Genomic DNA, 14,371 nt, shown 5'->3' with positions numbered 1-14,371 from the left:
TCAGGGCGGTTTTTGAGACGATGACTATTACCAGGGCTTTGTGTTGCTGTGTTGCCGCGGCAATGATTTTTATCCTGCCGAGGGCTCATGCGGCAGAAAACGTTTCTTTAGATACCTCAGCAAGGGTGCCGGTCACGCTGATGCTGCAATGGACGCACCAGGCCCAGTTTGCCGGGTATTACATGGCACTGGAAAAAGGCATCTATGCGGACCATGGCCTGGATGTGACCATCCTGCGCGGCGGACCGGACCGGGATCAGGGCGAGTACCTGCGTGACGGCCGCGCGGATTTTGCCACCCGCTGGCTGGCTTCGGCCTTGACGGATGCGTCAAACGGGATTGCGGTCCGCAATATCGCCCAGATTGTCAATCGTTCAAACATGGTTCTGATCGTCTGGAAAGACAGTGGAATTACCAACGTTCATGATCTGGACGGACGTCGTGTGGGGGTGTGGAAGGGACAGTTCCGTCCGCCGTTTATGGCTTTTTTCCAGGCCCATGACATCCAGCCGCAGATCATCCAGCAGAATTATTCCATCAATTTGTTTTTACAGCGTGGCGTGGATGCATGCACGGCCATGTACTACAACGAATATCACATGATGTTTCAGGCCGGCATCGACATGGAGGAATTGATGGTTTTTTCCCTGGCATCCATTGATACGCCTTTTCCGGAAGATGGCATCTATTGTTTGCAAAAAACCCTTGAAAGCCGTCCGGCCGCCTGCCGGGCCATGGCCGCAGCCTCGCTTGAAGGCTGGGAATATGCTGCGGCCCATCCGGAAGAAACCCTTGATATTGTGATGCAATACGCCCGGGGAGCCAAAGTGCCCGCCAATCGTCCGCACATGCGCTGGATGCTAACCGTCGTGCTTTCCTCGATCTTTCCCGAGTACGTCGGCGACTGGACGGTTGGCCGCCTCTCCAAAGATGATTATTCCCGGTCCGTTGATCTGTTGATGGCGCATAAAATGATCACGGATGCCCCGTCTTTCGAGGAGTTTGTCCATGTTCCGTAAAATACGCATCGCACCGCGCATGGCTCTGATGATCATTATCGGTGCCGGCGGCATCCTGGGGGCGGTGATCGGTTATAATTATATTTCCGCCCGGGGTCTCCTGCTGGAGGAACTGCAGGAAAAATCCAACCACTTGGCCCGGGCCACGGCCTTCCGCATTGAGGTGACAGGGTATGCCGTGGAAAAGGTGGTGCAATCGGCTGCCTTCATGTTGACGGAAAACAAACATACGGTCGCACAACAGTACGATCTGCTTGAAAAACTGGTGAGAGACAATCCGGAAATATTCGGCGCGGCCATTGCGCCCTGGCCCAAAGGCAAGGCCCCCTATGTATGGCGCGATGTACCCCCGGCCCAAACGCTTTTGCGCGGTGATTTAAATGCGGAAGGGTACCAGTATGATGTGTGGGACTGGTTTGCCCTGCCCCGGGACCTGACTCGCACGATATGGACGGAGCCGTACTTTGATGAAGGCGGGGGCAATGTCCTCATGGTAACCCGTGCGGCGCCGGTATGGGATGCTGAGGATGAATTCGCCGGTGTGATTACAAGCGATGTCTCTTTGGAATGGTTGCAGGAAATGCTGGCACAGTTACCCGTGGGCCGCTCCGGGTATGCGTTTCTCGTGTCCGCCACGGGGGTGATCATTTCCCATCCGGCCGGGGAATTGATCATGAATGAAAGTATTTTCAGTCTGGCCGAGGCGCGGGGCTCCAAAAATCTGCGCAAAATCGGTCAACGGATGATCCAAGGTGAAACAGGGTTTGTGTTCTTTGACGGATTAACGAATACAAGACCGGCCTGGCTGGCTTTTTCGCCTGTGCCCAGCACGGGATGGTCCGTGGGGCTGGTGTTTCCTGAAAAAGAATTGCTGGGGGTGGTATTTGATTTCAGCCGCAATACCCTGTTTTTCGGCGCAGCCGGGTTTGTTCTGCTGCTGGTGATGTCGTTACTGATTGCCCGCTCCATATCCCGTCCATTGCAACAGCTGGAAGCCGGCGCCCGCACCCTGGCCACGGGGAATCTTGACGTCTCTTTACCGGTTGTCACCGGTAAAGATGAGGTGGCGGGGCTGGCTAATGCGTTTGAATCCATGCGCAATGATCTCAAACGCTACATGATCGATCTGGCACAAACAACCGCAGCCAAGGAGCGGATTGAAAGTGAAATGCAGATTGCCAGAGATATCCAGATGAGCCTGGTTCCGCACACTTTCCCGCCGTTTCCCAACCGGAACGACATGGAGATTTACGCGATTCTCGAACCGGCCCGGGAGATCGGCGGTGATTTTTACGATTTCTACATGATCGATGAAGATGAACTCTGTCTGGTTGTGGGAGATGTTTCCGGCAAAGGCGTGCCGGCCGCTCTGTTCATGGCTGTCACCCGCACGTTCCTGCGCTCGATCTGGCAGGAGGAACACAGTCCGGCAGCCACCATGACGCGGCTGAACCGGGAGCTGGTCCGGGACAATGACTCCTGCATGTTCGTGACCCTGTTTTGCGCCCGGATCAACCTGACCACGGGACATTGTGTCTACGCCAACGGCGGGCACAACCCGCCTTTTCTGCTGCATGCCGGCAAACCGGCCATGGCACCGCCGACCGTCAAAGGGGTGGTGGTGGGCGGCATGCCGGATTTCACTTTTGATGAGGGCGAGTTGTTATTTGCGCCGGGGGACGCGATATTCATCTATACGGACGGGGTGACCGAAGCCATGAATCCGGAAAACGCATTGTCCGGCGATGCCTGGACACTGGAACAGATTGAAAAATACCGGGACCTTGATTGTAACGGCATGGTGGAAGCCATGCGCAGGGCTCTGGCAGATTACACCCGTGGCGCCGAACAGTCCGATGATATCACCATGCTGGCATTTCGAAGGGGGTAATCAATCAGGTGGACAGCAGCACCTCATCATTTTCAAACGCTTTTTTCCGGGTGTCTGCAAACATCTGAATCAGACCCTCCCGGGTGAGGTCCTGCTTTTCCGCACCCTTGACATCCACGATAATCTCGCCGGCATCCATCATGATCAGGCGGTTGCCGAATGCAATGGCATGGTTCATGTTATGGGTGACCATGAGCGTGGTCAAAGACCGTTCCCGGATGACCCGCTGGGTCTGTTCCATGACCATGGCGGCATTGCTGGGGTCCAGGGCTGCGGTGTGTTCATCCAGAAGCAGGATATCCGGGCCGGACAAAACCGTCATCAACAGCGTCAGCGCCTGGCGCTGGCCGCCTGACAACGAGGAGACATTCACTTTCATGCGGGTCTCCAGCCCCATGTCCAGGGTTTTGACCTGGTCTGCGAATTTTTGGCGCATGGCCCGGTTCAGGCTGATTTTGGGCCACCGGAATCCTTTTTTTGCCGTGATCATCATATTGTCTTCAATGGTCATGTTGGAGGCCGTGCCGGCCAGAGGATCCTGAAAAATCCGGCCGATGTGCATGGCCCGGCGGTATTCCGGCTCAAATGTCACTTTCCGGCCCTTGATCCGGATCTCGCCGGCACTGGGAAACACAGCCCCGGAGATCAGGTTGAACAGCGTGGTTTTACCGGCCCCGTTGCTGCCGATAATGGTGATGAAATCCCCGGATTCCACGGCCAGAGACAGGTTCCGGATCACGGTTTTCTCTCCCGGGGTGCCGGGATTAAAGGTCTTGGTAATCGCATCCAGTTGAATCATGCATTCCCCTTTGCCCGGAGACGTTTATAATTGGAAATCGCCAGGGAAATGATGATCAGCAACCCCGTGATCAGCTTCAGGTCGTTGGGGGTCATATTGATGTAATAGCCGTAATAGCGGCCCAGGTACATAATGGCCTTGAACAGGATCGCCCCCAGCACTACCCGGAGGGTCAACGCCCAGATCCGGTTGGATTTGATGAGAAACTCTCCGAGCATGACCGAGGCCAGGCCCGACACCACAATGCCCTGGCCCAGGTTGACGTCGGCAAACCCCTGGTACTGGGCGGCAAACGCGCCGGACAACGCCACCAGCCCATTGGAAAGCCCCACGCCGATGAGCTTGAGCGTGGCCGGATTCACGCCCTGGACCCGGACCATCTGTTCGTTGTTGCCAAGGGCCCCGAACACCAGGCCCAGGTCCGTGAGAAAAAACAGATCCAGGGCCAGTTTCAACCCCAGCACCACCAGGATGAAAAAGATCAGCGAAGCGATCTCCGGTGAGAGAATCCCCTCACACGCGCTCTGGACCCGGGTAAGGATGGTGTCCACCCGGAGCAGGGGCAGGTTGGCCCGGTTGGACAGAATCCGGATGTTCACGGAATAAAGCATGGTCATGGTGAGAATGCCTGCCAGCAGATGGGGCACCTTGAGCTTGTTGTGAATGGCTGCCGTGACAAATCCGGCACTGACCCCGCCGCAAAACGCCAGAACCAGCCCGGACAAGGGATTCACCCCGGCATGAAGACTGGTGGCCATGATCACGGCTCCCATGGGAAACGATCCGTCCACGGTCAGGTCGGGAAAATCCAGAATCCGGAAAGTAAAAAACACCCCCAGGGCCATGATGGCGTAAATCAGGCCTTCGACAAAAATACCTTCAATCATTCAGATCGCCTGCTTACCGGACGGTGAGCTGACCGTTTTCGATCACCTTGTTGGCTGTATCCAGAATCTCTTTGGGGATGGTCAGTCCCAGTTTCTGTGCCACATCCAGATTGATCAGCAGGTCCACGTCCCCGGGTTCCGTCATGTATACCGTGGGAATGTCCACCGGATCAGCCCCCTCCAGGATATCTGCGGCCAGCCGGCCCGTGACCCGGCCCATCTTGTAATAGTCAAATCCCCAGGCCGCCAGGACATCGTTGGTCTCAGCGGAACTGGGGTCTGCGGACATGATTGGGATGTTGTGGCGCATGGCCACCTGGGTCACAGCAGACAGGGCGGAAAAAATGGTGTTGTCGTTGCTCAGGTAAATGCCGTCCACCCGGGATGCAATGGTCTGAACCGCCTGTTTGACCTCTGCGGAATTGGTCACCGTGGTTTCCACAAATTCAATGTCCAGATCCTTGCACACCTGCCTGGCAATCTCAGCCAAAGCCACGGCATTGGCCTCGCTGGAGGAGTACACATGGCCCAGTTTTTTCAACGGTTTGATCCGGTTGAGCAGCAGGATCTGTTCCTTCACCGGGGTCATGTCCGAAGTGCCGGTCACGCCTTTTTCCCCTTTTTCAACCGATGCCACCAGCCCGGCCCCTTCCGGATCGGTCACGGCGCAGAACAGCACGGGCCGGTCCTTGATGGTATTCACCAGGGCCTGGGCCGTAGGCGTGGCAATGCCCACGGCAATGTCCACATTTTCCGCTTTGAATTTCTGGGCAATGGATGCGGCCGTGGACATCTCACCGTTGGCATTCTGGAGATCAAACCGGGCCTGGGGAAACCGTTCTTTCACCCCGTCCTGGACCCCCTGCTCCAAAGCGTCCAGAGCCGGATGGGCCACAATCTTGGAAATCCCGATCAACACATCCTCTTTGGCCTGGGCCTGGGAAAAAGCAATCAGCCCCATGACAAGGCCTGCAACGATCAAACTTATCAATTTTTTCATGGCATTCGTCCCTTTTTAAAAAATAATTACACAGACCGGCGTTTTTCCGGTCATCCGACGCTCAAAATTTTTATCACAGATACTGGGTGCCTATTTTATACAGGCGCCTCAAAAAAGCAAGGCACAAATCCCCATTCACTGAAGCCCACTGCTCTGCATCATAAAGTTGTTTTTTCATTTCCATCCCGGCCACACAAAACCGGAAACATCTGCTTGGTACCAATATTTCAGATTTCTGTAAAGATGTTTGAAAGAATCTGTGACCTTGCGCGGATCATGTATCAAGAACATAATTAATATGATATAATGACAGGATAACTTTCACAGTGAGAAATCCTTAATGCCAGGAGATATTTTTGTGTACACTGATTCTGAAGATCGTCAGGTGGCAGCCACGTTAAAACCCGCAGGTGGGGTGGGTGATTTTGTTTTTTTAATCGCAAAAGATGTTACCTCTTTTGGAACCTTTATGGATTGGGGGGTGGAAAAGGATTTGCTGGTACCCAGAAATGAGCAGCAGGACAGGATGGAACCCGGAAAAAAATATTTAGTCAAAATCTGCCGGGATGACAGAACAAACAAGGTGTACGGTACAACGCGGATTTCCGCCCATTGTGATAAAAACACCCATGATCTGAAAGTCGGGCAGCAGGTTGACTTGATTGTCCACTCCATCACTCCCATCGGAATCATGGCCGTTGTTGATAATCGATACTATGGGATGCTGTATTTAAATGAAACCTTTCAAAAATTATTTATCGGGGATACGTGCAAAGGGTATATCATGCGGATCCGTGAGGATGGGAAAATTGATCTGAGCCTGAAAAAACCCGGGTATTCATCGGTTCCCAAATCAGCGGAAGTCATTTTATACCGGTTGAATAAATTCGGGGGATTTATCCCCTGCCACGATAAAAGCGCCCCTGAAGAGATCCGCAAAAGGTTTTCCATGAGCAAGAAAGAATTCAAAAGAGCTGTGGGCAGTCTGTATAAAAAAAGGTTGATCGAATTAAAAGACAACGGGATCGGCCTGATACAATGAATCAATATGATACCAATCCCAAACCCTTTATGGTGGTTTTTCGGAATCTGCAAATTGCGCGGAAAAAAAGCGCCTGATTCATTTATATCTACACCCCGGTCGGAGGCGCCATGAATTCAGGCCCTACAGGCTGTTTCACTGTTTGTGCAAGAATGGTTTCAACCGCTGAAAGCGTTGCAAGATCCATAGACCATCCGAAAATATCATCAAGAGGCTCAAGATGAGAGGGTTTGCGTCCGCCCCATATGGCGACAGGAATCCCTTTTTCAAAAATCCATCTTAAGCTGAATGCCAGAAGGGATTTGTTGAATCTTTTACCTGCCAGATCTTCAAGTTTTTGAACGGCTTCAAGATAACCGCTGAAACGGGGCTCCTTGAATTTCGGATCGGCATTGCGAAGATCGTCGCCTTTAAATTGGGTGTCCTTTGATATTTTTCCTGACAAGAGACCTCGGCATATCGCGCCATAAGTCATGAGCGTAATATCTTTCTGCTGGCAGTAAGGCTTTATATCTTTTTCTATATCACGCTCAAAAATATTAAATGGCGGCTGACACAAATGAAGCGGGCATTCTTTTTGGAAAGCTTCCATCTGATCCTGGGTAAAATTGCTGACACCGACCGCCTTTATAACAGACTGATCGTATAGTTCACGCATCGCTTTTGCTGTCTCTGATATAGGACGGGAAGAATCAGGCCAGTGCACATAATATATATCAATGGTATCTGTTTTAAGTCTTTTAAGTGAATCTTCAACTTCCTTCATTATACGGTCTCTTGAGCCGTTTCGTTTTATTTTGTCGTTTTCTGTCCAGTCAAGTGTCGCTTTTGTGGAAAGGCTTATTTTGTCACGGTTTCCGAACGCAGCAACCGCTTTTCCCACAATTTCTTCAGATTTGCCGAATCCGTAAACCGGCGCTGTATCAATAATATTTACACCTTTGTCAAAAGCAGCATGGATGGTTTCAATGGACTCATTTTCATCTGTTCCACCCCACATCCATCCGCCGATTGCCCATGTCCCAAGCGCGATACGCGAAACGTCTAGATCCGTTCCCGGAATTTTATAATATTCCATTTTTAAATCTCCTTTTTTCTTTTGAGAAAGATATCTTTCCAATTTTTGCGAAAGTTATTTTATTGTGGGCGCATAAGATTGTAAATGCATGAATACCTGTATTTTAATACAAAATGCGCCCCATGACGGAAATTGAATCCGTGGGTCGCCGGGTCGGATGCGTCGCCCATGACTTCAACAACATGCGGGGGGTGATTCCAAATTATCTGATAAAATTGGTCGTGGTTTTGGCAACTGTTTCCGGCGGCGGAAATTCCTTTTCCGCGTATCTGATCACTTTCATGATCCATGCCATGTTTTTGCCTAAAACCTGCATGATCTGTTTACCCTCGGCATCCTGCTCCATTTCTCCGGGGGTAAGGCCATGGGCCACATTCCAATAGTTTGAAGAAGGCATAATCATTTCAGAGTAGTTGATATAATGATTCAGCGTCTCAACCGTGGAGATTCCTCCGGATCGCCTGACGGCAGCAACACCGGCACCGACTTTATGCCGGAACAGGCGGTATTCCCTTTTTTTCTGGCACTGCCGTTAAATCCAACAACTTTCAAATTTGGCCTCCATTTGTTTTAGTTTTTTTATGATGAGAAAATGCAGACTCTGTCCCCCTTTTTCCTGATATTTAATCTTGCGGTGACATAAAGAATTTCCTTAATTATGAGATTGCCAGAGATGGCAGGATAAGCCGTCTGTTTTCAAGAATAATTTTTCCTGTTTCCTTGAGTGCTTTCATGGCCCGGGTAACCGTCACCCTGTGTGTGCCGATCAAAAAGCTGAGATCCTCGTGAGTCAGTGGAAATTGAATCATCACTCCCTGGGGCCTTTGTTCTCCATGCTCTTTGGCAACATTGCAAAGGACCTTGTAAAGACGATCCTCGATATTTGTCACGGCCAGATTACCCACCCGGGTGGTAAGCCAGGAAATCCTTTCACTGAGGGTTTTGATCACCTGGAGGCCGACCGTGGGATTGTTGAGCACCAGTTCTTCAAACTGGCTCCGGGTGAACCCGCATGTCAATGTATCTTCCATGCAGACCGCACTGACCGGATACTCGCCCTCTTCAGAGAACATATTTTCGCCAACAAAATCACCGGCTTTTCTCAGGTCCAGCATGAGCTCGGTTCCATCTTCCAGCACCTTGGTCAGTTTAATGCGGCCCCCCTTTATGAGGAACACCTCGTTGGCGGTATCTCCCTGCATGAATACGGTATCCCCTTTTTTCATTTTTTTCCGCAATGCTTCTTTTGCAAGAGCCTGAACATCGTCAGGGGCAAGGCCCTGAAATATCCAAAGATTGCCGATACAAGTCGGAGACAGCTCTATGTCATTTCCTGCGATTTGTTTGCATAAACAAGTCATGGGGATCCTTTCATACGGGACATGATTCTTTTATGTTCATCAATATATCATTTACAGCGGAACTGATCCATGATTTTGACGGCTTAAGCAAAAAGTCTACTTACGAACGCTTTGGCATTGTCCACATCTTCCTGGTTGGGACGGCCGGTCATCTGCTTGACCATCCCTGCCCACGTTTCATCATCAATGCCCAGTTTTTTCTGCACAGGTTCATGCATCGCCTCAGCCAAAAATCCCTGGCAGTCAAAACACCCCCTGTATTCGATTCCTTTTTCTCTGCATGCGGTTTTCATAGGTTCTTCAAAAGCATCCATATCCTGTTCCGGATAAGCAGGTGCCATGTGGGTAATGAACCCTGCCATCTGTTGACCGGACGTTGACTTTAGAACACTTAAACATTCTTTGACCGGGGCGGCCAGGCTTCCGGAGTGCAGAGGCGACCCCATGAAAATGCAGTCATATTTGGCAACCATGTCAGGGGTAATTTCTTCAAGTTTCTTTAAATCGGTATAACTGGTTTTAGCTGCTTCTTCGCAGATAGCTTTGGCGATTTTTTCCGTGTTGCCGCTCTGGCTGAAATAAGTGACCAATACCTTCATGATTGAATCTCCTTTTGGTTTATTTGTTATTGCGATCCTTAAAACCATTCTGAACTGTATCATATTTAAATGTCATTCGTCTGTCTGTAGCATTGGCTACATTATTGATAATAATTCATCAAACGCTGACTGCGTGCCCAGGATACGCGCTGTGTTGTTATAAAAAGCAGTGTTCCGGTTTGTTGCAACATCATCTTTGGATGGAAAAAACAACAAACGGTTTTTGGAAGTATAAAAATTTTTCTGGAAATGAGTTACAGGAAAAGTCGGGAGTTTTCATCGACCTAAAAACTGTCTTTGGCACGCAAGTAGTTTTTGCCTTAACCACCTCTGTTTGATGCCAAATTTGCATATCAGGTCCCCAATAATAGATCAAAGTAACGCCCTGTAGAAATCAAAATCCAGGAGTTCAAATTCACCCTTGCCATCAAGGCGGCAGACAGGATATTCTCCATTAAAGGGTGTTGAAATCGATGGTGCAAGATTAGTGTAATTTGCTAACTTTTCAGTCTGTTAGGAGTTGCAAAAGCCTCTGTTTAGTTGTAAATTTAAAGTGACTAAACAATAAAACAAACAACACCACAGAGGCTTTATGCATACAAAAAATATCAGAAGAATCATCACAAAGCAATTGAAAAGGAATTTTCCGAACTGGAACAAGATGACAAGGAAATCCAAAAAAGAGCTGACAAAACAAATAATGACGGAGGTTGTGGATAAATATGATTATTCTAAGATATTGGACATTCCCATCGAAGAACTCATAGGCGTTGAAGACCAAGCCCCTTCAGCAGGTATTCGTAGCCTTCCCGAGATGGCATTTTATATTGAAAATTTTCATTCCGACAACCTGTTTCATTTTGACGCACTGAAAAAGCCATATCCCGAAATTGTGGATCCGGAATTACAGTTTATTGATCAGCTTATAGATGACCAGATTATCAACAGCTTGATTGCGCCTGACAGCTATTCCGCTGTGCACAGGGATATTCAGCCCTACCAGTTATTTCGGATGGAGCTTTTAAAAATTATCAAATACCCTGAAATCAGTTACAGGAAATTTTGCAGCGATGAATATTTTGGCAGGGAACGAAAGCAAAACAGGCGTTTTGTGCGGTTGCCCTTAAATACTAAAACCCAGGCAGATCACACTGAATTGTGTCACTTCCGGCGTGGCCTGAACTTCAAACAATTGATGAATGTCCTGGTATATTTCCTCCATCATTTTTATAGATCGGGTTGCCTTGAAAATGCCGTCATTCACGGTGTTGATTCGAGCGAGCTGCAGTCTGAAGTCAATTATCCCCTTTGTACAATTCAGATCAAAGGTAAGAAAATACGAATTTATTCCGATCCAGACTGCGATTGTGGAAAGCGCCGGAACAAAAGGGATAAATCGCATTACGTTATTGGCTACCGGCTTCACACTCTAACAGCCATCAACCCATCAACAGGCCATAGTTTTCCATTGGTATCCTTAGTAGGGGCAGCAAATCATCATGACAGCCTGTTTTTAAAACCGTTGATCAAGCTTGCTCAGGCACTGGGAATTGATATCAAATTGGTTACCGCCGATCAGGCGTATCATGATAGCGATGGTTCGGTTCTCAATGAAACCGGTGTCTATATCGTAGCCCCTGAATCGGAGAAAGCCAACCTTCCTGACAACGTTTTGGAATCGCCATTAAGAGTTGCCTGTAATGATTCTTGTGAGATTCCGATGCAGTTTTTGGGATCGACACCGGAAGGTCATGAATTTGGATGTGATGCCGCTCCGGGTGAGTGTACGTTTGAATCCAATTGCCCAAAATCAAGGATTGTTTCTTTTGACAGTGGTTATTTTCAACCAATGCCGACTTTTCATGGCGGATCTCAAGACGCAATCGAGATTCGAAAAAACTGTGAAAGGCCCTTCAATTTGATGAAGAAACGAGAAGGCCTTGAACAAACACGGGTAAGAAGTCAGCAGGGTGTAATTGTCCGATCAACGTTGACGACTATCGTAACATTGTTGCTTGAAATGGCTGGAACAAGGCATAAACCGAAGAAAAAAGAAGATGGCCAAAAGGAGTTGTTTGCTGCCACAGGATGAATTGAACATTCAATGCGGGATTTTTTCTGAGCCGATTGATCGGACGGTACTGGTATATCTGGATTAAACAAAGGCCGCCGTCTGAAAAAGACTTTATGCGGGAAAAAAACAAAACCAGATATTGACACGGTAAAAACCGAGCAGTCTGACATCGGGAAAATGGGTTACAAACGTATTGGGCACCCATAACTAAACAGGAATTTGAATGGTTTCAACACCCTTCATTAATCTTCAACTTAATGTTAGGTTAAATAATTTATGCTACGCAAATCTTTTCTTCCACCAATTCCAGAATTTGAGCTCGCAGCATCGTTATTGGCACAAGCCGCAGATGCATTGATTGCAAATGAACTGCATTTGTGTGAAAAATTTATTCGGGAAGCTGACCTAAGGGCATTAAGAGAATTTTCATACCTTGTAACTGGCCCCATTAATCCAAAAATCCACAGGCAGTCAAAAAATCCAGTATATGATCCTATTCCGAAAAACAAATTACCTCGCATGCCAAATGCTGAAGTCACAAAAAAAATATTTTTACGGGATGGCTACAGATGTCGTTTTTGCGGGTCACGAGTTATATTGAAGCAGGCTCAAAAAAAATTCATTTCACTTTTTCCTAATGCGGCTCGATGGGGAAAAACAAATGAAGACAAACATTTTGGCCTATCCACTATTACAGCTTCTATTGACCATATAATACCATATAAGCGTGGTGGAACTAACGATAAGAACAATTTGGTAACAGCATGCGGCCCTTGTCAATTTGGTAGAAATCAATGGCTACTTGAGGAGGTTGAAATTGAAGACCCAAGAAACCATGCACCAATAATGGATGACTGGGACGGCCTTGCCAGAATCATTAAATATAAATTCCAATCTTGACATTGAGATCTACCATACTTTCACTTTTCAGAAACACAAAATCTTGTTATTTTAACTCAGAGATTGCGCACTCAAGCCTTTGGATAACAGAATCTCTGTCCGAGAATTCTTTCATTATTGCGTTCTGAGCTATTTCGTACTGTAAATGAAAATTCAAAAAAATATTAGGTTTATCAGTCGCATATCCGAATGCCATACCTGTGCGATCCGCATATGATTCTGAATTTATATGAGATTGCTTTTGTATAGGTTTCTGACCGTAATACATGACCTTATTGTCTTTGTCTATTATATCTTTCCCGGGAGCATATTTAAGATAACAGGATAAGTGAGGGCAATAATCTAAAAAGTAAAATTCATAATTCTTTTTTTTGTCTCCATTTAAACAATCTATTAAGTTTTGTATGTGGGCTTTGGTAAATTCTCTTTGGTGCCTTTCCTCTGAATTAAGGGTTAAATGAATATAATCTTCAAAACAACCATAACACGAATAATGTTTAATTTTATATTTTTGGAGATTTTCATCAAATTTCTCTATCCTTTTCTCAATCATTTTTTCTTTAAGGATATGAAAAGATTTATATCGAATTTTTTTAATTTCTATATCTAAATATTTTGCATGATCAGGACTTCTAAACAATGATGGCAACCTCATCCCAATTATGACTTCATCCCCTGGCAAACTGCCTATAGATAGATTGTAAATGTTGTGTAGCAGTCCAGATACGAAAAGAGGTTGAATTCCAGTTATGTTCCAATTTTCTGCAAGCTTGAAAAGAGTTGTAATATCCTCCGCTTCAAGATCTATGTATTTATATTGCTTTAATAAATCTGATATTTCTTTTGGTGAGAGATTCATCACAATCCCTATCGAAAGCATTTTATCTCGACCAGGTTTTTTAATTGAGTCTTTTTTGATCAAGTTGAAATAAGTCGCTGAAATGCCAGTCATTTCAGATAAAGTATTTTTAGTGATACCACGCAATAGCAACTTCTCATCACTTAAAAGTTCTTTTAATTCCATAGGATTGCCATCATTTTTCATAGATGATTGAGTTAAACATTAATAATTATTAATAATCTAAATGAAAGAGTTTTGTCAATATATTTTTGTACTTTAGATAAAACCTAAAGTTTGTTGTTGACAAAACCAAAATTTTATATAAAATATCTACTGTGGCAGCTATGAAAACAAGGAGGTAATCATGGCTAATTCAGATCAAGGTAAAGGCAAGGTTGACGCACAGAGAGGGAAATATAATCCCCCATCAGAACCATTGTTCGGACTTCTCTCTTCCAGCAAAGATATTGAAAGAACGAGAGAACGTAAGAATGATTATGATTACGGGTATCATAAAGAAAAAAGCAATATGAAAAAATGAAATATTTTTCCAAAGTAAATGTTTAAAATGATTCATTGCTGCCACAACCTATTTAAAATAATATTTCAAAAAAGATGAGCTTGAATGCGGTAAGTGTAGATTGTCACTTTCGCATCCCAACAAAATGTCACAATCTTTTGCCAAAATCAGGCCTTTTTTCAGAAAATTTGAGAATGGACCTTATACATTTTTTAGTGGGATTTGTGAGGTGCAGAAGCGCGCTAAAAAACAGATGGTAACATGCTGATTTGTAGAGGAAAAATGTTCTCACGCTTTTTTACCAAATCCCACTTTACAATTTCATCATTTTTTTTAGGCCATGTATATTGAGAATCCCCC

At 46.6% G+C, this 14,371-nt stretch carries 14 protein-coding genes; 6 read left to right on the top strand and 8 right to left on the bottom strand.

Going from position 1 to position 14,371, the window contains the following annotated elements; genetic code table 11:
- The first annotated feature begins 140 nt into the window (after positions 1-140).
- Together K365_RS0102270 and K365_RS0102265 are read left to right on the top strand one after the other, a co-directional pair.
- Positions 141-1,019 carry an ABC transporter substrate-binding protein gene (locus K365_RS0102270; protein ID WP_245569125.1) on the top strand — a complete coding sequence of 293 codons (879 nt, stop codon included), beginning with the start codon at positions 141-143 and terminating at the stop codon, positions 1,017-1,019.
- The gene (locus K365_RS0102265; protein WP_024333334.1) at positions 1,009-2,910 is read left to right on the top strand and encodes a SpoIIE family protein phosphatase; all 1,902 of its coding nucleotides are present in this window, start codon (positions 1,009-1,011) and stop codon (positions 2,908-2,910) included. Before K365_RS0102270 ends, K365_RS0102265 begins: the two co-directional genes overlap by 11 nt.
- Before the next feature lie 4 nt (positions 2,911-2,914).
- On the opposite strand, the gene K365_RS0102260 is transcribed toward K365_RS0102265, so the two are convergent.
- From K365_RS0102260 to K365_RS0102250, 3 genes are read right to left on the bottom strand one after another with little or no spacing between them, the layout of a single operon-like run.
- Complete coding sequence (locus K365_RS0102260; RefSeq protein ID WP_024333333.1) at positions 2,915-3,709, bottom strand: ABC transporter ATP-binding protein; 795 nt, start codon at positions 3,707-3,709, stop codon at positions 2,915-2,917.
- On the bottom strand, positions 3,706-4,596 hold the full coding sequence (locus K365_RS0102255) for an ABC transporter permease (RefSeq protein ID WP_024333332.1): 891 nt from the start codon (positions 4,594-4,596) through the stop codon (positions 3,706-3,708). The genes K365_RS0102260 and K365_RS0102255 overlap by 4 nt, the downstream gene beginning before the upstream one ends.
- Before the next feature lie 13 nt (positions 4,597-4,609).
- Positions 4,610-5,596 carry an ABC transporter substrate-binding protein gene (locus K365_RS0102250; RefSeq protein WP_024333331.1) on the bottom strand — a complete coding sequence of 329 codons (987 nt, stop codon included), beginning with the start codon at positions 5,594-5,596 and terminating at the stop codon, positions 4,610-4,612.
- Between the two features lie 358 nt (positions 5,597-5,954).
- Here K365_RS0102250 and K365_RS0102245 point away from each other — a divergent pair, with 358 nt between their 5' ends.
- Positions 5,955-6,638, top strand: coding sequence for a CvfB family protein (locus K365_RS0102245; protein WP_051147913.1), 684 nt, complete (start codon positions 5,955-5,957; stop codon positions 6,636-6,638).
- An 88-nt stretch (positions 6,639-6,726) separates the two neighbouring features.
- Here K365_RS0102245 and K365_RS0102235 read toward each other — a convergent pair whose 3' ends face one another.
- The 4 genes from K365_RS0102235 to K365_RS26310 form a co-directional block, all read right to left on the bottom strand.
- The gene (locus K365_RS0102235) at positions 6,727-7,716 is read right to left on the bottom strand and encodes an aldo/keto reductase (RefSeq protein WP_024333329.1); all 990 of its coding nucleotides are present in this window, start codon (positions 7,714-7,716) and stop codon (positions 6,727-6,729) included.
- 202 nt (positions 7,717-7,918) lie between these two features.
- Positions 7,919-8,113: a flavodoxin family protein gene (locus K365_RS0102230; protein WP_236609883.1), complete on the bottom strand. Its 195-nt coding sequence runs from the start codon at positions 8,111-8,113 to the stop codon at positions 7,919-7,921.
- A 259-nt stretch (positions 8,114-8,372) separates the two neighbouring features.
- Positions 8,373-8,942, bottom strand: a complete 570-nt coding sequence (locus tag K365_RS0102220) for a Crp/Fnr family transcriptional regulator (RefSeq protein WP_245569124.1) — start codon at positions 8,940-8,942, stop codon at positions 8,373-8,375.
- A 218-nt stretch (positions 8,943-9,160) separates the two neighbouring features.
- Positions 9,161-9,676 (bottom strand): flavodoxin family protein, encoded by a 516-nt coding sequence (locus tag K365_RS26310; protein WP_006968876.1) that lies wholly within the window; start codon positions 9,674-9,676, stop codon positions 9,161-9,163.
- 592 nt (positions 9,677-10,268) lie between these two features.
- On the opposite strand from K365_RS26310, the gene K365_RS0102210 reads away from it, so the two are divergent.
- Both K365_RS0102210 and K365_RS0102205 read left to right on the top strand, forming a co-directional pair.
- Positions 10,269-11,768, top strand: coding sequence for a hypothetical protein (locus K365_RS0102210; protein ID WP_024333328.1), 1,500 nt, complete (start codon positions 10,269-10,271; stop codon positions 11,766-11,768).
- A 258-nt stretch (positions 11,769-12,026) separates the two neighbouring features.
- The gene (locus tag K365_RS0102205; RefSeq protein ID WP_024333327.1) at positions 12,027-12,650 is read left to right on the top strand and encodes an HNH endonuclease; all 624 of its coding nucleotides are present in this window, start codon (positions 12,027-12,029) and stop codon (positions 12,648-12,650) included.
- A 46-nt stretch (positions 12,651-12,696) separates the two neighbouring features.
- Here K365_RS0102205 and K365_RS0102200 read toward each other — a convergent pair whose 3' ends face one another.
- Entirely contained in the window at positions 12,697-13,674 is a 978-nt protein-coding gene (locus K365_RS0102200) for a hypothetical protein (RefSeq protein ID WP_024333326.1), read from the bottom strand.
- Positions 13,675-13,855: 181 nt separating this feature from the next.
- Here K365_RS0102200 and K365_RS27805 point away from each other — a divergent pair, with 181 nt between their 5' ends.
- Positions 13,856-14,032: a hypothetical protein gene (locus tag K365_RS27805; RefSeq protein ID WP_156887665.1), complete on the top strand. Its 177-nt coding sequence runs from the start codon at positions 13,856-13,858 to the stop codon at positions 14,030-14,032.
- The last annotated feature ends 339 nt before the right edge of the window (positions 14,033-14,371 follow it).

This window comes from Desulfotignum balticum DSM 7044 (assembly GCF_000421285.1).
GTDB classification, from domain to species: domain Bacteria; phylum Desulfobacterota; class Desulfobacteria; order Desulfobacterales; family Desulfobacteraceae; genus Desulfotignum; species Desulfotignum balticum.
The sequence above is the reverse complement of the archived record's forward strand: the minus strand, read 5'-3'. Positions and strand labels throughout refer to the sequence as shown.